Raw genomic sequence first — 19,837 nt, 5'->3', positions numbered from 1 at the left:
GAACCAGCAGCATGTCCGACCCAGCATCGTCCGGAGACAATCAGCAGATCCGGACTCCGGTGGTCAACCGGCGCAAGCGCCGAATTTCGTGGATCTGGCTAGTCCCCTTCGTTGCCGCCATCGCGGGCCTGTCCCTGGTGGCACGTACCTGGTTCGAAACCGGACCGACGGTGACCATCACCTTCAAGACGGCGGAAGGCCTGGAGGTCGGCAAGACGCAGGTGCGCTACAAGGACGTCAACATCGGTACGGTCCGCAGCATACGGCTCAGCGAAGACCGGGCGAATGTCGTCGTGAAGGCGGAATTGGTCAAGGACGCGGCCAGCATTGCGCGCGAAGGCACGCAATTCTGGGTGGTGCGGCCGCGCCTGGGCGTCAGCGGGGTTTCCGGGCTGGGCACGCTGCTGTCCGGCGCGTATATCGGCGTGGATGCCACCACCGGCAAGGACGCCAGCGGCAAACCGCTGCCGGACGAGGAGAAAACCGAGTTCGTCGGCCTGGAGACGCCGCCCGAAGTGACGCACGATCGCCCGGGCAAGCGGTTCACGGTGCGGGCCACGGACCTGGGGTCGCTGGACGTCGGGTCGCCCGTGTATTACCGCCGCATCAGTGTGGGGCAGGTGATCGGATACCAGTTGGATCCGACCGGGCATTTCGTCAACATCCAGGTGTTCGTCGACGCGCCGTACGACAAATTCGTGATGGCCGACACGCATTTCTGGAATGCCAGCGGGGTGGATTTCACCCTCAATGCCGACGGCCTGAAGGTACGCACGCAGTCGTTGCTTTCGGTGGCGGTGGGCGGCATCGCCTTCGCGCAATCGGACGACAATCCCAGCGCCATGCTCGCCAAGGCAGACACTGTGTTTACGCTTTACGGCACGCAGGCCGCCGCGGAAGCAACGCCGGATGGCGATCCTTTCCCTGTGGTCATGCGTTTCGATCAGTCCATACGCGGGCTGAGCGTGGGCGCGCCGATCGACTTCAACGGCATCCAGTTGGGTCAGGTCGATTCCATCACGATGGACTTCGACAGGAATTCCAAGCGCTTCTTCGCGCTGGTCCATGCCAATCTGTTCCCGCAGCGCCTGGGGCCTGTCTACGAAAGGGTGAAGGAGTTCTCCGAGCAGGAAGACAAGGAAGTCGAAGGCACGAAGGTGATCCATCCGGGAGGCCGCTTGCTCGGGGCGATGGTGCAGCACGGCTTGCGCGCGCAATTGCGCAGCTCGAACCTGCTGACGGGGCAGCTGTATGTGGCGTTGGATGTATTCCCCAACGCCAAACCGGTCAGATTCGAGATGCAATCGCCGGCCAGCATTCCTACGCAGCCCGGCAATCTCGACCAGCTGCAACAACAGATATCCAACATCGCCACCAAGCTGGATAAGATTCCTTTCGACAGAATAGGGATGGATCTGCAACGCACGCTGGAAGGCTCGGCCCGCCTCATGAACAAGCTGGACAAGCAGGTGGCGCCGCAGGCCGAGGCGCTGCTGAAGCAGGCCAACAAGTCGCTGGCGGATCTGGGCAATCTGCTGGCGCCCGACTCGGCCCTGCCGGTCAACGCCCAGCGCGCGATGGAAGAACTGTCGCGGGCGGCGCGGTCGCTGCGCGCCTTGGCGGATTATCTGCAGACGAATCCCGAAGCGCTGCTGCGCGGCCGCGGGCCGGATCCTCTGCCCAACTACGGTGCCACCAGGAGCCCTCGATGAATCGCGCCTTTGGACTTTTGCTCGCACCCACCCTGATCGCGGCGGCGCTGGCCGGGTGCGCCGCGTCGCCGCCGGTGAATTACTACACGCTGCTGACGCCCGAGACCGCGGCCGCGCAGGCGCCGCGCGATGGCCAGCCGCCATATCTGCTGGAAGTCCTGCCCGTGACGGTCCCGTCGCAGGCCGACCAGCCGCAGATCATGATGCGGCAATCCGATGGCGCGGTGTCGGCGTATTACTCGGATCGTTGGACGGCGCCCTTGCCGGACGAAATACGCGGCGCGCTCTCGTACAACCTGGTGCGGGACCTGGGCGTGCTGGACGTGCAGACCCTCAGTGCGCCCAGCGACGCCGCCATGTGGCGGGTCCAGGTGGACGTACAGCGCTTTGACGCCGCCGCTGGCGGATCCGCGGTGCTGGATGCCACCTGGCGGGTGCGTCCCGTGAACCTGCAGGGACGCGGGCTGCTGTGCCGCAGCGTGATCCGCATGCCGCTCGGCGGGTCGTCACCCGGCAATGCCGTGGCCGCGCAGCAAAAGGCCACCGTGGCGCTGGCGGCGACCATCGCCAGCGCGATCCGGTCCGGCGGCGCGCAGGCGACCGCGGCCGATGCCGCCGTGCAGCTGCAGGGTTGCACGAACGCCTGAGACGGCCCTGCGCCGCGAGGCCCTGAGCGCTGAGCGGACGGAGGCGCGGCGCCAGGCCGCGCACGGCGGCGGACCCGCCCGCCGCTCCAATAGGAAAGCTAGTGGAATCTAGGGGTTAACCTTAATACTTGCAAAGGTATAACCCGCCTATGATCGCGGTGAACCCGGGCCGGCATCGAGCCCGGGCAAGCCGTGTTCCGTCCCCGTGGGGCGGCGGCAGGTTCCTATATTCCAACAGCGAGTACCAAGCAGCATGGGCACCACCACTCTGGGCGTCAAGGTAGACGAAGCGCTGCGCGACCGTCTGAAAGACGCCGCCGCCAAATTGAAATGCACTCCCCATTGGCTGCACAAGCAGGCCATCGTGGCTTACCTCGAGAAGATCGAGCGCGGCCAGCTTCCCGCGGAAATCGCGCATTTCACCGGCACCGACACCACAGTCGAAGAAGCGGAGCTGCAACCGCTCGCCCAGGTACCGCCGTTTTTCGAATTCGGGCAGGACGTGCAGTCGCAGTCGGTGCTGCGCGCCGCCATCACCGCGGCCTATCGCCGTCCCGAGCCGGAATGCGTGCCGCTCTTGCTGGGGCAGGCCCGTATGCCGCACCCCGAAAAAATCCATGCGATGGCCGCCGGGCTGGTGCAGTCCCTGCGCGACAAGCGCACGGGCGGCGGGGTGGAAGGACTGATCCAGGAATTCTCTCTTTCCAGCCAGGAAGGCGTGGCCCTGATGTGCCTGGCCGAAGCCCTGCTGCGTATTCCCGATCGCGCCACCCGGGACGCATTGATACGCGACAAGGTGGCCCGCGGAGATTGGCGGTCCCATGTCGGCGAATCGCCGTCGCTGTTCGTCAACGCGGCGACCTGGGGATTGATGCTGACCGGCAAGCTGGTGGCCGTCAACAGCGAACAGTCGCTGTCGCGCGCATTGACGCGCCTGATCGGCAAGGGTGGCGAGCCCCTGATCCGCAAGGGCGTGAACATCGCCATGCGCATGATGGGCGAGCAATTCGTCTCCGGCCAGACCATTTCGGAAGCCCTGGCCAACAATCGCAAGATGGAAGCCAAGGGCTTCAGCTACTCGTACGACATGCTGGGCGAAGCGGCCACCACGTCGGCCGACGCGGATCGCTACTATGTTTCCTACGAACAGGCCATCCATGCCATCGGCAAGGCCGCCGCGGGCCGCGGGATCTACCAGGGGCCCGGCATATCGATCAAGCTGTCCGCCTTGCACCCGCGCTATTCGCGGGCGCAGCGCGATCGGGTCATGGCCGAACTGCTGCCGCGCGTGCGCTCGCTGACGCGCCTGGCCAGGGGCTACGACATCGGCCTGAACATCGACGCCGAAGAAGCCGATCGCCTGGAGATCTCTCTGGACCTGCTGGAAGCGCTTTGCTTCGATCCGGAACTGGAAGGCTGGAACGGCATCGGTTTCGTGATCCAGGCCTATCAGAAGCGCGCGCCCTTCGTGATCGACTACGTGGTGGACCTGGCGCGGCGCAGCCGGCATCGCCTGATGGTGCGCCTGGTGAAGGGCGCCTACTGGGACAGCGAAATCAAGCGGGCGCAGGTCGATGGCCTGGAAGGCTATCCCGTCTATACGCGCAAGATCTATACGGACGTCGCCTACCTGGCATGCGCGCGCAAGCTGCTCGCCGCGCCGGAAGCGGTGTTCCCGCAGTTCGCCACGCACAACGCGTACACGCTGGCGGCCATCTATCAACTCGCCGGCCAGAATTACTATCCCGGCCAATACGAGTTCCAGTGCCTGCATGGCATGGGCGAATCGCTTTACGAAGAAGTCGTCGGCCCGGTGGCGCAAGGCAAGTTGAACCGGCCCTGCCGCATCTATGCGCCGGTCGGCACCCATGAAACGCTGCTGGCCTATCTGGTGCGGCGGCTGCTGGAAAACGGCGCCAACACGTCCTTCGTGAACCGCATAGGCGACGAAAGCATATCCATCGACGAATTGATCGAAGACCCGGTGGCCGCCGCGTCGGCCATCGTGCCGCTGGGCGCGCCGCACGAAAAGATTCCGCTGCCGCGCGAACTCTATGGCAGCGTGCGCGCCGGCGCCCGCGCCAATTCCCAAGGGCTGGACCTGAGCAACGAACACCGCCTGGCGTCCTTGTCGGCGGCCTTGCTGTCGAGCACCGCGACCGCATGGCGGGCGCACCCGACCGTGGGCGCGATCGCCTGGGACGAGGCGCGCGCCATGCCCGTGCGCAACCCGTCGGACCACCGGGACGTCGTGGGACACGTCATCGAGGCATCCGAAGCGGAAACGCAGGAAGCCTTGCGCCGCGCGGGGCAGGGGGCCTCGATCTGGCAATCCACGCCAGTCGCCGAACGCGCGCTTTGCCTGCGCCGCGCCGCGCAGATGCTGGAAGAGCAGATGCAGATGCTGCTGGGACTGATCGTGCGCGAAGCCGGCAAGTCCCTGCCCAATGCCATCGCGGAGGTGCGCGAGGCGGTCGACTTCCTGCGCTATTACGCCGAACAGGCCGAGCGCGAATTCGACAATGCGACCCATCGGCCGCTGGGACCGGTCCTGTGCATCAGTCCGTGGAATTTCCCGCTCGCCATCTTCACCGGCCAGGTTGCGGCCGCGCTGGCGGCGGGCAATGCGGTCATCGCGAAGCCGGCGGAACAGACGCCGCTGATCGCGGCGCAGGCCATCGCCATCCTGCGCGCGGCCGGCGTGCATGAAGACGCCGTGCAGTTGTTGCCCGGTCGCGGCGAAACCGTGGGCGCGGCGCTGGTCGCCAGCCCGGACATCCGCGGCGTGCTGTTCACCGGCTCCACCGACGTCGCGCGGCTGATTTCGCGCAGCCTGGCCGAACGCCTGGATGACGCGGGTAACACCATCCCGCTGATCGCGGAAACCGGTGGCCAGAACGCCATGGTGGTGGATTCCTCCGCCTTGACCGAACAGGTCGTGTACGACGTCCTGGGCTCCGCTTTCGACTCGGCGGGCCAGCGCTGCTCGGCGCTGCGCGTGCTGTGCGTGCAGGAGGACAGCGCCGACCGCGTGCTGGAAATGCTGCGCGGGGCGATGGCCGAATTGCGGGTCGGCAACCCCGACCATCTGTCGACGGATATCGGCCCGGTCATCGACGGCGAGGCGCGCGAAGGCATACAGCGTCACATCGACGCCATGCGCAATGCTGGCAAGACGATCACGCAGCTGCCGCTGCCGGCGACGTGCCGCAACGGTACCTTCGTCGCGCCGACGCTGATCGAAATCGGCAGTGTCCGCGAACTCAAGCGCGAAGTCTTCGGCCCGGTGCTGCACGTGGTGCGCTACAAGCGCGACCAGCTGGACCGCCTGCTGGACGACATCAATGCCACCGGCTACGGGCTGACCTTCGGCGTGCATACCCGCATCGACGAAACGATCGGCCATGTGACCTCCCGCATTCATGCGGGCAATATGTACGTGAACCGCAATATCGTGGGCGCCGTGGTCGGCGTGCAGCCCTTCGGCGGGGAAGGCTTGTCCGGCACCGGGCCCAAGGCCGGCGGACCGCTGTACCTGTACCGTCTGCTGTCCGTGCGGCCGGCCGGGCTGCCCGTGGCGGGCGGCGCGTCGGCGATGCCCGTGGTCCTGACGCTGCCCGGGCCCACCGGCGAAGCGAATACCTATCGCCTGGAGCCGCGCGGCACCGTGCTGTGCGTCGCGGCGTCGGAACAGGGCGCGCGCGCGCAGTGGGCTGCGGCGCAGGCCACCGGCAACCGTGTGCTGTACGCCGACAACGACGTGGCGCGCCAGCACGCCCAGAGCCTGCCGCCCGCGCAGCGTGAGGGTGTGGCTTTCATGCGTGACGAAGACGTCGAAAGCGCGGACTACCAGGCCGTGCTGTTCGAAGGCGACAGCGACGCGCTGCGCGTGCTCTCCGCTCGCGTGGCTACGCGGCCAGGGCCCATCGTCTCCGTGCAAGGCCTGTCGTCCGACGCGGTGGCGCAGGGGCAATCCTATGTGCTGGACCGCTTGCTGGCCGAGCGCTCCATCAGCGTCAACACGGCCGCGGCGGGCGGAAATGCCAGCCTGATGACCATAGGGTGAGGTAATTTCAACGCCCAGGGCGGGCGACGCGTTGAAAAAACGAAAGCGCCGGTGTGTTTCATCAGTGTATCGATGAGACACACCGGCGCTTTACTTGGCATATGCTTCCGGATGCCGCGCGACGGGGATTTTCGGCAAGCACGGGGAGGGTAATCGCCAATACCTGCCATACGTGGCGCCATCGAAAATCCCCTGCCATGGGCAAATAAATACTAAAAGGTACGGGTCGCGTCATCCGCGAATCATGCCTGCAAGGACGGCGGGAAGACCTCCCGCCCGATCTCTGAGCCTTATCCTACGAGGAGGAAATGATGGGCTTCAAGACAACGATACGTTCGCTCGCCGTGGCTGTCGCCGCTGGATTTTGCGTGGCCGGCGCCGCGCACGCGGCGGACCAGGAGGTCAAGCTGGGCTATGCCGGCCCGCTGACGGGCCCACAGGCGCACTACGGCCAGGACATGCAGAATGGCCTGGTCCTGGCCATTGAGGAAGCCAACAAGAAGGGCATCAAGCTCGACGGCAAGACCGCCAAGTTCGTGCTCATTTCCAAGGATGACCAGGCCGACCCGCGCACCGCCGTCACGGTGGCCCAGCAGCTGGTCGACGAAGGCGTCGATGGCGTGCTCGGACATTTCAATTCCGGCACCACCATCCCCGCGTCGCAGGTCTACCATGATGCCGGCCTGGTGCAGATCGCCATGGGCACCGCCCCGGAATACACGAACCAGGGCTACGACAACACCTTCCGCATGATGACCAGCGACACGCAGCAGGGTGCCGCCGTTGGCGAATTCATGGTCAAGGATCTGCATGCCAAGAAGATCGCCATCATCGATGACCGCACTTCCTATGGGCAAGGCCTGGCGGATCAGGTCGACAAGGCGGTGAAAGCCGCGGGAGGCCAGGTCATCCGTCGCGAATACACCACGGACAAGGCCAACGACTTCACGTCCATCCTGACCAATATCAAGGGCGTCGCGCCGGATGCGATCTTTTTCGGCGGGCTGGATGCCCAGTCCGGCCCGATGAAGCGCCAGATGGCGACCCTGGGCATGAAGATGCCCTTCGTGTCCGGCGAAATGACGCGCAGCGAAACCTTCCTGAAGCTCGCCGGCGATGCGGCGGAAGGCACTTATGCGTCTCTGGCGGGCGTCCCGCTTGAACAGATGGCCGCCGGCAAGGCCTTCGCCGCGGCCTACAAGGCCCGCTTCAAGGATGATCCCGGCGTCTACGCACCTTATGCCTACGATGGCGCGTGGAACATGATCACGGCCATGGAGCAAGCCAACTCCGCCGAACCGCAGAAGTACCTGCCCATGTTGCGCAAGCTGCACCGCAGCGGCGCCACCAGCCAGAACATTGCCTACGACGCCAAGGGCGATCTCAAGGAAGTGTCCGTGACCGTCTATCAGGTCAAGAACGGCAAGTGGGAAATGGTCAAGACCATGGTGAGCCAGGCGCAATAAAGCGCCCGGGTCCGGCGCGACGCCGGGCCCGGCCCCGCCTTCGCGGGGCGTACCAGGCGCGGCGTCTCCCGTCCGCGCGATTCATGTTTCACCTGGCATTCCATGGATATCTTCATACAGCAACTTATCAACGGCCTGACCCAGGGTAGCGTCTATGCCCTGGTCGCGCTGGGCTATACCATGGTGTATGGCATTGTCGGCCTGATCAATTTCGCGCATGGCGACGTGGTCATGGTGGGCGCCATGGTGGCGACTTCCGTGGCCCTGGCGCTCGTCGGCGCCCATCCCGCGATGTCGCCGTGGCTGATATTGGGCGCGGGCGTGATCTGCGCGGTACCGATCTGCATGGGCCTGGGCTGGCTGGCGGAAAGAGTCGCCTACCGCCCCTTGCGGCGCGCGCCGCGGCTGGCGGCCCTGATCACGGCCATCGGCATATCGATCATCCTGCAGAACGTGGCCATGATGGTGTGGGGCCGCGACTACGCGCATTTCCCGCAGATACTCGAACCGCATGTCTTCCAGATCGACGGCGCGCGCATCAGCACGCTGCAGATCGCCATCATCGTCATCGCCGCGCTGATGATGGCCGGGCTGCTGCTACTCGTGCACAAGACCCGGCTGGGCACCGCCATGCGCGCCACCGCGCAGAACCGCGAAGTCGCGGGCCTGATGGGCGTGAACATCAATACGGTCATTTCCGCGGCCTTCCTGATCGGCTCCGCGCTGGCGGCGGTGGCCGGGATGATGGTCACCACCTATTACGGCGTGGCGCACTATACGATGGGCTTCATGCTGGGCCTGAAGGCCTTCACGGCGGCCGTGCTGGGTGGCATCGGCAATCTGGCGGGCGCCATGTTCGGCGGCATATTGCTGGGCGTGATAGAAGCGCTGGGCGCCGGATACATCGGCGACCTGACCGGCGGCTTCATGGGTAGCAACTACCAGGACGTGTTCGCTTTCCTGGTGCTGGTGCTGGTGCTGATTTTCCGTCCCTCCGGTTTGTTGGGCGAACGCGTGGGAGATCGCGCATGACAAGTATCGCTACACGCGGCCGCATATCGCCGGCCGCATGGATGGGTATGGCGGTCGTCGCGATCGCGCTGGCCGTGCTGCCCTTCGTACTGGGCATGGCCGGCCAGAGCTGGGTGCGCATACTGAACTTCGCGTTGCTGTATGTGATGCTTTCGCTGGGCCTGAACATCGTGGTCGGCTTCGCGGGCCTGCTGGACCTGGGTTACATCGCCTTCTATGCCGTGGGCGCCTATACCTGGGCCCTGCTGGCGTCGCCGCACTTCGGCCTGCATCTGCCGTTCTGGGCGATCCTGCCGCTGAGCGTGGCGCTGGCCTGCCTGTTCGGCGTGATGCTCGGTGCGCCCACCCTCAAGTTGCGGGGGGACTACCTTGCCATCGTCACGCTGGGCTTCGGTGAAATCATCCGCGTGTTCCTGAACAACCTGAACGCGCCGATCAATATCACCAACGGTCCGCAAGGCGTCAACCGCATCGATCCTTTCCGCGTGGCGGGCTTTGCCTTCAACCGCACCGAAACCTTGTTCGGCATACGTGTGACCGGGCCGGAAAAGTACTATTACCTGCTGCTCCTGCTGACCCTGTTGATCATTTTCGTATGCCTGAGGCTGCAGAACTCGCGCATCGGCCGCGCATGGGAAGCCATACGCGAAGATGAAGTCGCGGCCAAGGCCATGGGGATCAATACGCGCAACATCAAGCTGCTGGCCTTTGCCATGGGCGCGTCGTTCGGTGGCGTGGCCGGCGCCTTGTTTGCGTCGATGCAGGGCTTCGTCAGTCCCGAAAGCTTCAGCCTGACCGAGTCGATTTCGGTGCTGTGCATGGTGGTGCTGGGCGGGATGGGGCATATCCCCGGCGTCATCCTGGGTTCGGTCATCCTGGCCGTGTTTCCGGAATTCCTGCGCGCCGTCATCGTGCCGGCCCAGCAGGCGATTTTCGGCGGCGTGGTCGTCGATCCGGAAGCCATCCGCATGCTGCTGTTCGGCCTGGCCATGGTGTGCGTGATGCTGTTCCGGCCCGCCGGCTTGTGGCCGTCTTCGGTGCGCAAGCGTGAACTCAGCCGCCAGCCACAGGGAGGCCAGGCATGAATGCAACCTTGCTGGAAGCCCGCGGATTGGGCAAGCGCTTTGGCGGGCTGCAGGCGCTGTCGGACGTCAGCTTCGATATCCTCAGTGGAGAGATCTACGGCTTGATCGGCCCCAACGGCGCCGGCAAGACGACCTTGTTCAATGTGCTGACGGGCCTGTACGTGCCGGAAGACGGGCAGTGTGTATTCGCCGGCGAAAACCTGGTGGGCGCGAAACCGCATGAGATCGCCGCGCTGGGCCTGGCGCGCACGTTCCAGAACATACGCCTCTTCGCGAACCTGACGGCGCTGGAAAACGTCATGATCGGCCGCCACGTGCGGACCCGCGCCGGTCTGCTCGGCGCCGTGCTGCGCAATCGTCGCACGCGGCGTGAAGAAGCCGATATCGAAGCGCGTGCCCACGCGTTGCTGGAATACACCGGCATCGCGGCGCGCGCCAACGACATCGCCAAATCGCTGTCCTACGGCGACCAGCGCCGTCTGGAGATCGCCCGCGCGCTTGCCACGGAACCCCGGCTGCTGGCCCTGGATGAACCCGCGGCCGGCATGAACGCTTCGGAAACCGTCGTGCTGCGCCGGCTCATCGAAAAGATCCGCGCCGATGGCGTAACCGTGCTGTTGATAGAACACGATATGAAACTGGTGATGGGGCTGTGCGATCGGGTACTGGTCCTGGAGTATGGGAAAGTCCTGGCGATGGACAAACCGGCCGACGTCCAGCGCAATCCCAAAGTGATCGAGGCCTACCTCGGCGTCGGCGCGGCGCAGGAGGCGGCGGCATGACCCAGACTCCTTTGCTGGAACTCCGTGACCTGCAGGTGGCCTACGGCGGTATCCGAGCGGTACGCGGCGTCAACCTGGTGGTGAATCCAGGCGAACTCGTCTGCCTGATCGGCGCGAATGGCGCGGGCAAGAGCTCGACCTTGCGCGCCATCTGCGGCTTGATACCGGTGGCCGGCGGACAGGTGTTGTATCAAGGGGCGCCGATCCAGGGACGACGTTCCCACGAACTGGTGCGCGAAGGCCTGGTGATGGTGCCCGAAGGCCGCGGCATTTTCGGCCAGTTGACCATAGAGGAAAACCTGGCGATGGGGGCGTACGTGCGCCGCGACGCCGCCGGCGTGCGTGCCGACCTCGATCGGGTATTCGAGCAATTCCCGCGCTTGGCCGAAAGGCGCAAGCAGGCCGCCGGCACCTTGTCGGGTGGCGAGCAGCAGATGGTCGCCATGGGACGAGCCATGATCGCCCGTCCCAAGCTGCTGCTGCTGGACGAACCGTCCATGGGACTGGCGCCGCTCATGGTCGAAAAGGTGTTCGAAGTCGTTTCCGCCATTGCCGCCGAAGGCGTGACGATCCTGCTCATCGAGCAGAATGCCCGGCTGGCCCTGGAATACAGCCAGCGGGGCTACGTCATGGAGTCGGGAGAGCTGACGCTGTCCGGCGCCGCGCGATCGCTGCTGAACGATCCCAAGGTGCGCGCGGCATATCTGGGCGAGCTGGAAAACGCCTGACGCCAGGGCCGCCGCGCCGGCGGGCGCGGCATCAGCCCTGCACCGCCTGGATCACCAGCAGGTAGCCGTCCAGCGCAATGATCGCGGCGGTTGCGGTCACCGCCAGCACGCACCAGACGCCGCGCAGGACGTACGCTCCCATCACGTCGCGCCGCACGGCCAGCATGACCAGGGGCACCAGCGCGAAGGGCAGGGCCAGGCTCAATATCACCTGGCTGATCACCAGCAACTGGTCGGGGTTCTGTCCGCCGGTGTAGGCGAGCATGCCCAGCGCCGCGGTTCCGGCGATGGCCCGGGTGACCAGGGCCCGCTTGCGGTCCGACCAGCCGCCGGTGCTGAAGCCGTTGGACAGCACCTTGCCCGCCAGCACGCCGGTGATCGTCGAGCTTTGGCCCGCCGCATACAACGCGACGGCGAACACGATCGCGGCGCCGACGCCCAAGGTTTTGCCGATCACGGCATGGGCCTGGTCCAGGCTGGTCACTTCAAGGCCGTTTCCGGACAAGGACGCCGCGGCGACGATCATGATGGCCGCGTTGATCAGGGTCGCGATGCCCAGCGAGAGCACGGTGTCGCTGCGGGCGACGCGCATCGCCGCGCCGCGCAGCGCGGACGGCAGGTCGCGGCCGCGTTCGGCCAGTTCGCCCGAATGCAGATACAGGTTGTGCGGCATCAGTGTGGCGCCCACGATGCCCAGGGCGATCAGGAAGCCTTCCGGCGAGCGCAGGGCGTTACCCGGTTGCGCAGCCCCTTGGGCAACGGCCGTCCATTCCGGATTGGCGCGGAAGAGCAGATATACGAAGGACACGGACACGATGGCCAGCAGGATGGCGATGATCCGCTCATGGCGTTCGGCGTTGTTGCGGGCGAACAGCAGCACCGCGTAGGTGCCCGCGCCCGTCATGGCGACGCCTGCCATCAGCGGGACGCCCAGGAGCAGACGCAATGCGATGGCGCCGCCGATCAGTTCGGCCAGCGCCGTCGCCAGGATGGCGGCTTCGCCGGCCAGCCAGGCGGCTCGCGCCAGCGGCCGGGGCAGGTGGCGCACGGTCAGCGCGGCCAGGTCCTGGCCGGTGGCCAGCGCCAGCCGCGACACGAGAATCTGGAAACCCAGGGCCAGGAAAGCCGCCATGAATACGACCATCAGCAGGTGATAGCCGTAGCGGCTGCCGCCCGCGATATCCGTGGCCCAATTGCCCGGGTCGATATAGCCCACGGCAACCAGCAGCCCGGAGCCGACCAGGCGCCGCAGCCCGGCCGGCACCTTGCCGCCTTGCTGCAGGGCAGCCTTGCCACCCGCAATCGCGTAAATCAGCTCCGTCATGGTATTTCCTTTCTGAGAATGGTTCTTATTGTCGAGACTGCCGGCCTGCTGGTCAAATAAATTGATACTAGAGCTCCGTTAGCGATTGCCTATCGATGGCGACCCGATGATCGGGGCTAACGCAGAAGTTATGCCCGACCCACCGGGACCGCTGTAGGGGTTTCAGGCGATCACCGGAAACCGTGCGGTATAACGGCTGGATACTTTCCGCTTGGAGCCCGCATGACCACGCTTTTTTCGCCCGTCTCGCTGGGACGGCTTCAGCTCGCGAACCGTATCGTCATCGCCCCCATGTGCGAATACTCGGCTGATAACGGCAGGGCGACGGACTGGCACATGATCCACCTGGGCCATCTGGCCTTATCGGGCGCCGGGCTGCTGTTCACCGAAGCCACCGCGGTGGAACCGGGCGGCCGCATCACCGCCGCGGACCTGGGGTTGTGGGATGACGAGACCGAGGCGTCCATCGCCAAGGTCATGAACGCCATACGCCGCTATTCGACCATCCACATGGGGATGCAGTTGGCGCACGCCGGCCGCAAGGCTTCCAGCCACGTTCCGTGGGAGGGCGGCAACCAGGTCCCGTCCTCGCAGGGCGGATGGATATGCGATGCGCCTTCCGCGGTGGCCTACAAGGACGGCGAAGAGCCGCCCCATGCCCTGGATCGCGCCGGTTTGCAGCGGGTCAAGGACGCCTTCGCCCAGGCTGCGCGCCGCGCCGACCGGCTGGGGTTCGACACGGTCCAACTCCATGCCGCGCACGGCTACCTGCTGCACCAGTTCCTGTCGCCGCTCGCGAACCATCGGACCGACGAATACGGCGGCAGCCTGGAAAACCGCATGCGCTTCCCGCTGGAGGTCTATGACGTGGTGCGCCAGGCCTTCAGCGCCGACAAGCCCGTCGGAGTGCGCGTGTCGGCCACCGATTGGGTCGATGGCGGATGGGATATCGAACAGACGGTTGCGTTCGCGCAGGCCTTGAAGGCGCGCGGCTGTGACTATATCGATGTGTCGTCCGGCGGCATGTCGCCGGCCCAGAAGATCGCGCTGGGGCCGGGCTACCAGGTGCCCTTCGCCGAACGCGTCAAGCGCGAGACCGGCCTGCCCACCATGGCCGTGGGCTTGATCACCGAGCCGGAGCAGGCGAACGAGATCATCGAGCAGGGCCAGGCGGATATGGTGTCGCTGGCCAGGGGCATGCTTTACAACCCCCGCTGGCCCTGGCACGCCGCCGCGGAGCTGGGACAGCATGTGCATGCGCCCAGGCAATACTGGCGTTCCCAGCCGCGCGAGTTGAAAGACCTGTTCGTCGACGCCAACTTCGGCCAGCGATAACGGTAGCGGGCGCGCTAGCCGCGCCCCGTGCTGCCGAAGCCGCCGGCGCCGCGGTCGGAGGCCTGGAAATCTTCCACGACGTCGAACGCGACCTGCGCCACGGGCACGATCACCATCTGCGCCAGCCGATCCATCGGTTGCAAGGTGAATACCGTGCCGCCTCGATTCCAGGTGGACACCATCAGTTGGCCCTGGTAATCGGAGTCGATCAGGCCCACCAGATTGCCCAGCACGATCCCGTTCTTGTGGCCCAGTCCGGAGCGCGGCAGGATCATCGCCGCATAGCCCGGATCGCCGATATGGATGGCCAGCCCGGTCGGCACCAGCGCGGTCGCGCCGGGCTCCAGTGTCAGCGGGCTTTCCAGGCAGGCGCGCAGGTCCAGTCCGGCCGCGCCGGGCGTGGCGTAGGCGGGCAGGAATTCACGCATGCGTTCATCGAGGATTTTCAGGGCGACGGATTTCATTGAGTAGGATGCAGAAAGACAGTGCCGTTCGCGCGCGGCGGCGGCAGGGGGATCAGCGGCCCGTATTGCCCGGGCCGTTCTTGGAGATCGTGGTCAGCGGCGGCAGGGACGCCAGCGGTTGGCCGGCGCGTTTGCGCTGGCTGCGCGCCGCGCGCCAGAGCAGGCCGGCGAAGATGGCCAGGAAAGCGACGGGCACCAGTTCATGCGGGTCGAATCCCGGTCGGCGCAGGGCCTCGAACAGCATGCGCACCGCCTGCCATGCAATCGCCAGCGCGACGATGGTCACGGCGAACGCGCCGCGGCGCGTGGAGGCGCGCGTCGCCAGCGTGGCATTGCGCGCCTGCGCGGCGCCAGCCGGGGGCATGGGGGGCACGGCGGCCGACGGCGCGCCCGCGGGCGCGGCGGCAGGTTCACGGCCCCACTGCGTATCCAGTTTCACCGCTTCCTGCCGGGTGGGGCGGGTCTTGCCGACGACTTCGCCGGGCGACGGCGCCATTCCCGGCGCGGACCGGGCGCCGCGCGCGGTCGCCGCGCCGGACAAGGCATCGCGCGCCTTCGCCACCACCTGGCCGGGCGCCGCCTGGCCGCGGTTGATCAGCTGTTCGACATAGCGAACGTAGTCGCCGTCCTTGGGCTCGCCATCGATCGCCATGCGAGCTCCTAACGGCGCGCCCGGCGTCCCGCGGCCGGCACGCGACGCTTGCGCAGCACCATGCACAGCAGCCAGACGCCCAGCAGGATCGAGATGCCGGTGCCGATCGCCATGCCGATGTGACTGGCGCCCGACATGTCATCGACGTTGCGCATCGTCAGGTAGCCGGGCGCCAGCATGGCAGGCACCCACAGCGCGGCGGACAGGATGTTGGCCGTCTGGAACCGGGCGTGGCTCATGCCCATGACGCCCGCGACGGTGGGAATGGTGCTGCGTATGGGGCCCATGAAACGGCCGGCCAGCACCGACGCAAAACCGTAGCGCGAGAAAAACAGCCTGGCGCGCGCCACGGCGGGCCGATGGTTGCTGAGCGGCCAGCGGCGCAAGACGCGCGGGCCCACGCCGCGTCCCAGCCAATACGAGAAGGCATCGCCGACGATGGCGCCCGCGATACCCCAGATCAGGATGGTGGCGCCATCCAGCGAACCGCTGCCGACCAGTCCGCCGGTGATCAGCATCAGCGCCGTGGCGGGTACGAACAGGCCCAGGATGACCACCGATTCCGCCATGGTCAGCAAGGCCGTGACCGGTCCCGCCCATTCCTGGTTGGTCTCGATGAAGCTTCGAATATGGTCGACGAATTGGTCCATGCGCGCCCCGCCATTTGGATGCGGTATCTTACCTTGTGCATGAGTGACCGCGTGGGGCGGCGCCGGCGTCCATCCAAAGGAATGACAAGCAAGCATGGATTCACTGACGCACGTCGTAATGGGGGGCAGTATCCAGGCCGCGCTGCTGGGCCGCGTCCAGGGGCGCAAGGCGCTGCTGTATGGCGCGGTGCTGGCGACCTTGCCGGACCTGGACGTCTTCGTGCCGTACCCCGATCCCGTTTCGCTGATGACGTACCACCGGGGATTTTCCCATTCCGTCTTCGTGTTGACCGCCTTGGCGGGCGTGCTCGCCTGGCTGGTGCGACGCCGCTGGCCGGACGCGCCGTACAGCGCGGGGCGTCTCTTCCTGACCTTATGGCTGGTACTGATCACGCATCCGCTGCTGGATGCCATGACGACCTACGGGACCCAGCTGTTCTGGCCCCTGCCGCTGCAACCGGTCAGCATTTCCAGCATCTTCATCATCGACCCGGTTTTCACGCTCCCCCTGCTGATCGCCTTCCTGGCGAACCTGGCCTGGGGCGAACGTATCAGTCGCCTGCGGGGCGGGGCGCTGGGATTCGCCGCCGCCTACCTGGCGTGGACGCTGGCCGCGAAAACCCTGGTCGAGCAGCATGTCCGCACCGCCCTGGCGGCGCGAGGCGAGCAGGCCTCCGAACTGTTTTCCGCGCCCATGCCCCTGAACAGCCTGCTGTGGCGAGTCATCGCCCGCGGCCCGGCCGACACGTACTACGAAACCGTGACCAGCGTCTTCGATCGTGGCGAGCCGGAGCAACTGCGCCAGCCGCTCAACCTGGGCTTGCGCCGCGAAGTGCCGGCGGACCCCTTGCTGGCCAGGCTGGAGTGGTTCACCGACGGATGGCTGCGCTACGACGCGATCGGCGGAAACCTGGTGGTCACGGACCTGCGCATGGGCATGCCGGGGTATTACACCTTTCGTTTCGTCATGGCGCAGGGGGCGCCGCAATCCGGCTGGCGCGCGGTGCTGCCCAGCCGTTGGCCGAGCAGTCGGGGCGGTTGGCCGGAACTGCGGCAGATCCTGGCCCGCATCGTCGAGCCTCATCCCCCCTTGCCGCTGGATGCCTGGGCGCGCCGGACGGTCCAGCCGGAATGACCGGCCGCCGGGTCAGCCCGGCAGGCGGGCCGCGATTTCGGCGATGAGACGCCGGGCGGCATCCAGCTTGGCGGCGGGGGGCAGGGGATGGGCGCCTTTATCGTCGAACAGCACGAGCTCGGTGTCGTCCAGGTCCATCACGCGATGCGCCAGGTTGCCGACCAGCAGCGGGATACCCTTGCGCAGGCGCTTGGCCTCCGCATGGCGTTCCAGATCCTGGGTTTCCGCCGCGAAACCCACGCACCAGGGGCCGTCGGCCAAGGCGGCGACGTCGGCCAGGATGTCGGGATTCGGTTCGAATTCGAGCGACGGCGCGCCGCCGCCCGTGTCGTTTTTCTTCAGCTTCTGGTCGCTGGCGTTTTTCACGTGCCAGTCGGCGACCGCGGCCACCGCGATGAACACGTCCGCATGATGCGCTTGGGCCATGACGGCCGCGTGCATCTGCCGCGCGGTCTGTACGGGATGGACGTCCACCCCGCGTGGCGCGGGCAGTGACGTCGGTCCCGACACCAGGGTGACGCGGGCGCCAGCCTCGCGCGCGGCGCGGGCGATGGCATAGCCGGTCTTGCCCGACGAACGATTGCTGATCACGCGCACCGGGTCGATGGGCTCGACGGTGGGGCCGGCGGTCACCAGTACATGCTTGCCCGCCAGCGTCTTGGGCTGGAAGAAGGCGATGACGTCGGCCAGGATTTCATGCGGTTCCAGCATGCGGCCGTCGCCGATTTCCCCGCAGGCCTGGTCGCCCGCGGCAGGTCCCAGGATTTCGATACCGTCTTCGCGCAACTGCCGGGCGTTGCGCTGCGTGGCGCGGTTGGCCCACATTTCGCGGTTCATCGCGGGGACGATCAGCAGCGGACAGCCGCGCGCCAGGCACAGCGTGGACAGCAGGTCGTTGGCCATGCCATGGGCCAGCTTGGCGATGAAATCGGCGCTGGCCGGCGCCACCAGCACGGCGTCGGCGCCGCGCGTCAGGTTGATGTGCGCCATGTTGTTGTCCATGCGCGCGTCCCATTCGCTGACATAGACGGGCCGGCCGGACAAGGCCTGCATGGTGACGGGGGTAATGAAATGCGTGGCCGCGTCGGTCATGACCACGTCGATGGCGGCGCCCTGTTCCGTCAGGCGGCGCACCAGCTCGGCGATCTTGTAGCAGGCGATGCCACCCGACATGCCTAGGACGATACGTTTGCGGGCGAGATCGAGCATGGAGAAACCGCGGTTGGGAAAGACCGGCCTATTATGCGCGACCATGGCCTGTTGACGCCAGGCGGGGGCAAAGATGCCCCGCCTGGCGCGCGTTCAGACCATCGTTGTCACGACGGTCTTCGTCACCAGATACGCTTCCATCGCTTCCGGACCGCCTTCCGAGCCATAGCCCGAATCCTTTACACCGCCGAACGGCAGCTCCGCCGTCGGCGTGGCCGGCTGGTTGATCCACAGCATGCCCACTTCCACACCGTGCGAGAGCAGATGCTGGTTGCGCAGCGAGCGGGTATAGGCGTAGCCCGCCAAGCCGTAAGGCAGGCGATTCGCTTCCTGGATCGCATCTTCGAGCGAATCGAAGCCGCGGATTGCGGCAATCGGGCCGAACGGCTCGTTATTGAAGACGTCGGCTTCAAGGGGCACGTTGGTCAGCACGGTCGGGGCGAAGAAATTGCCCGCGGACCCGATGCGCTCGCCGCCCGTGGCGACCTTGGCGCCGGTCGCACGTGCGTTCTCGAGGATTTTCGCCATGGCTTCCAGGCGGCGGCTATTGGCCAGCGGACCTAGCGTGGTGCCTTCGGTCAGGCCGTCGCCGACCTTCAGGCTTTCGGCATGCTTGACCAGTGCGCTGGTGAATGCCTCTTTGATGCTGTTGTGGACCAGGAAGCGTGTGGGCGAAATGCAGACCTGGCCGGCGTTACGGAACTTGGCGCTGCCGGAGGCCTTGACGGCCAGTTCGATGTCCGCATCTTCCGCGACGATCACGGGCGCATGGCCGCCCAGTTCCATGGTGGCCCGCTTCATGTGCTGGCCGGCCATCGCCGCCAGTTGCTTGCCCACCGGCGTGGAGCCAGTGAACGTCACCTTGCGGATGACGGGGTGAGGTATCAGGTAGCTGGAGATCTCGGCTGGGTTGCCGTACAACAAGCCGACTGCGCCAGCGGGCACGCCGGCTTCGACGAAGGCGCGCAGCAGCGCGGCGGGCGACGCGGGAGTTTCTTCCGGCGCTTTGACTATGATGGAGCACCCGCACGCGAGCGCTGCGCTGAGCTTGCGAACCACCTGGTTGACGGGGAAGTTCCACGGCGTGAAGGCGGCGACCGGGCCGATCGGCTCCTTGTGCACCAACGATTGCTGCGCCAGATTGCGCGATGGCACGATGCGGCCGTAGACGCGCCGGCCTTCGTCGGCGAACCATTCGATGATGTCGGAAGCCGCCAGCATTTCGATACGCGACTCGGCGTAAGGTTTGCCTTGCTCCATCGTCATCACGCGGGCGATGTCCTCGGCGCGCTGGCGCACGATGGCGGCTGCCTTGCGCATGATGGCGGCCCGTTCCTGGGCAGGGACCTTGCGCCAGGCTTCGAATCCGCGTTGAGCCGCTTCCAGGGCCCGGTCCATGTCGGCGCGCCCGGCATGGGCGACCTTGCCGATAGGCTGACCGGTCGCCGGGTTGACCACATCCAGCGTCTTGCCATCGGCGGCATCGCACCATTCGCCGTTAATCAGAAGCTGGGTATGAGGATAATTGGGAATGCTCATGCAAGTTCCTT

General features: G+C 66.2%; 16 protein-coding genes. 10 read left to right on the top strand and 6 right to left on the bottom strand.

Going from position 1 to position 19,837, the window contains the following annotated elements; all coding sequences use genetic code 11:
- Positions 1 to 11 precede the first annotated feature (11 nt).
- The 8 genes from CAL26_RS16940 (at position 12) to CAL26_RS16905 (ending at position 11,518) form a co-directional block, all read left to right on the top strand.
- Positions 12 to 1,712, top strand: a complete 1,701-nt coding sequence (locus CAL26_RS16940; protein WP_094848004.1) for a PqiB family protein — start codon at positions 12 to 14, stop codon at positions 1,710 to 1,712.
- On the top strand, positions 1,709 to 2,359 hold the full coding sequence (locus CAL26_RS16935; protein ID WP_094848003.1) for a PqiC family protein: 651 nt from the start codon (positions 1,709 to 1,711) through the stop codon (positions 2,357 to 2,359). Before CAL26_RS16940 ends, CAL26_RS16935 begins: the two co-directional genes overlap by 4 nt.
- 253 nt (positions 2,360 to 2,612) lie before the next feature.
- Positions 2,613 to 6,425 (top strand): trifunctional transcriptional regulator/proline dehydrogenase/L-glutamate gamma-semialdehyde dehydrogenase, encoded by a 3,813-nt coding sequence (putA, locus tag CAL26_RS16930; RefSeq protein ID WP_094848002.1) that lies wholly within the window; start codon positions 2,613 to 2,615, stop codon positions 6,423 to 6,425.
- A gap of 311 nt (positions 6,426 to 6,736) precedes the next feature.
- Positions 6,737 to 7,891 (top strand): branched-chain amino acid ABC transporter substrate-binding protein, encoded by a 1,155-nt coding sequence (locus tag CAL26_RS16925; protein WP_094848001.1) that lies wholly within the window; start codon positions 6,737 to 6,739, stop codon positions 7,889 to 7,891.
- A 102-nt stretch (positions 7,892 to 7,993) separates the two neighbouring features.
- On the top strand, positions 7,994 to 8,923 hold the full coding sequence (locus CAL26_RS16920) for a branched-chain amino acid ABC transporter permease (protein ID WP_094848000.1): 930 nt from the start codon (positions 7,994 to 7,996) through the stop codon (positions 8,921 to 8,923).
- Between the two features lie 41 nt (positions 8,924 to 8,964).
- The gene (locus CAL26_RS16915; protein WP_373454518.1) at positions 8,965 to 10,008 is read left to right on the top strand and encodes an ABC transporter permease subunit; all 1,044 of its coding nucleotides are present in this window, start codon (positions 8,965 to 8,967) and stop codon (positions 10,006 to 10,008) included.
- On the top strand, positions 10,005 to 10,790 hold the full coding sequence (locus CAL26_RS16910; protein WP_094847998.1) for an ABC transporter ATP-binding protein: 786 nt from the start codon (positions 10,005 to 10,007) through the stop codon (positions 10,788 to 10,790). The genes CAL26_RS16915 and CAL26_RS16910 overlap by 4 nt, the downstream gene beginning before the upstream one ends.
- Positions 10,787 to 11,518 carry an ABC transporter ATP-binding protein gene (locus tag CAL26_RS16905; RefSeq protein ID WP_094847997.1) on the top strand — a complete coding sequence of 244 codons (732 nt, stop codon included), beginning with the start codon at positions 10,787 to 10,789 and terminating at the stop codon, positions 11,516 to 11,518. Before CAL26_RS16910 ends, CAL26_RS16905 begins: the two co-directional genes overlap by 4 nt.
- Positions 11,519 to 11,549: 31 nt before the next feature.
- On the opposite strand, the gene CAL26_RS16900 is transcribed toward CAL26_RS16905, so the two are convergent.
- Positions 11,550 to 12,842: an Nramp family divalent metal transporter gene (locus tag CAL26_RS16900; protein ID WP_094847996.1), complete on the bottom strand. Its 1,293-nt coding sequence runs from the start codon at positions 12,840 to 12,842 to the stop codon at positions 11,550 to 11,552.
- A 222-nt stretch (positions 12,843 to 13,064) separates the two neighbouring features.
- Here CAL26_RS16900 and CAL26_RS16895 point away from each other — a divergent pair, with 222 nt between their 5' ends.
- Positions 13,065 to 14,177 (top strand): NADH:flavin oxidoreductase/NADH oxidase, encoded by a 1,113-nt coding sequence (locus tag CAL26_RS16895; protein ID WP_094847995.1) that lies wholly within the window; start codon positions 13,065 to 13,067, stop codon positions 14,175 to 14,177.
- A 14-nt stretch (positions 14,178 to 14,191) separates the two neighbouring features.
- Here CAL26_RS16895 and dut read toward each other — a convergent pair whose 3' ends face one another.
- From dut to CAL26_RS16880, 3 genes are read right to left on the bottom strand one after another with little or no spacing between them, the layout of a single operon-like run.
- Positions 14,192 to 14,641, bottom strand: coding sequence for a dUTP diphosphatase (gene dut, locus CAL26_RS16890; protein WP_094847994.1), 450 nt, complete (start codon positions 14,639 to 14,641; stop codon positions 14,192 to 14,194).
- A 52-nt stretch (positions 14,642 to 14,693) separates the two neighbouring features.
- Positions 14,694 to 15,293 carry a hypothetical protein gene (locus CAL26_RS16885; protein ID WP_094847993.1) on the bottom strand — a complete coding sequence of 200 codons (600 nt, stop codon included), beginning with the start codon at positions 15,291 to 15,293 and terminating at the stop codon, positions 14,694 to 14,696.
- Between the two features lie 8 nt (positions 15,294 to 15,301).
- Positions 15,302 to 15,943: a DedA family protein gene (locus tag CAL26_RS16880; RefSeq protein WP_094847992.1), complete on the bottom strand. Its 642-nt coding sequence runs from the start codon at positions 15,941 to 15,943 to the stop codon at positions 15,302 to 15,304.
- A gap of 94 nt (positions 15,944 to 16,037) precedes the next feature.
- Between CAL26_RS16880 and CAL26_RS16875 the strand changes: the two genes are divergently transcribed.
- On the top strand, positions 16,038 to 17,078 hold the full coding sequence (locus CAL26_RS16875; RefSeq protein ID WP_094847991.1) for a metal-dependent hydrolase: 1,041 nt from the start codon (positions 16,038 to 16,040) through the stop codon (positions 17,076 to 17,078).
- 12 nt (positions 17,079 to 17,090) lie between these two features.
- Here CAL26_RS16875 and coaBC read toward each other — a convergent pair whose 3' ends face one another.
- Together coaBC and CAL26_RS16865 are read right to left on the bottom strand one after the other, a co-directional pair.
- A complete protein-coding gene (gene coaBC / locus CAL26_RS16870; protein ID WP_094849930.1) occupies positions 17,091 to 18,287 on the bottom strand; it encodes a bifunctional phosphopantothenoylcysteine decarboxylase/phosphopantothenate--cysteine ligase CoaBC in 1,197 nt (398 codons plus the stop codon).
- Between the two features lie 93 nt (positions 18,288 to 18,380).
- Complete coding sequence (locus CAL26_RS16865; RefSeq protein ID WP_094847990.1) at positions 18,381 to 19,826, bottom strand: NAD-dependent succinate-semialdehyde dehydrogenase; 1,446 nt, start codon at positions 19,824 to 19,826, stop codon at positions 18,381 to 18,383.
- Positions 19,827 to 19,837 lie beyond the last annotated feature (11 nt).

The sequence above is a fragment of the Bordetella genomosp. 9 genome, assembly GCF_002261425.1.
GTDB lineage: Bacteria > Pseudomonadota > Gammaproteobacteria > Burkholderiales > Burkholderiaceae_B > Bordetella_C.
The sequence above is the reverse complement of the archived record's forward strand: the minus strand, read 5'-3'. Positions and strand labels throughout refer to the sequence as shown.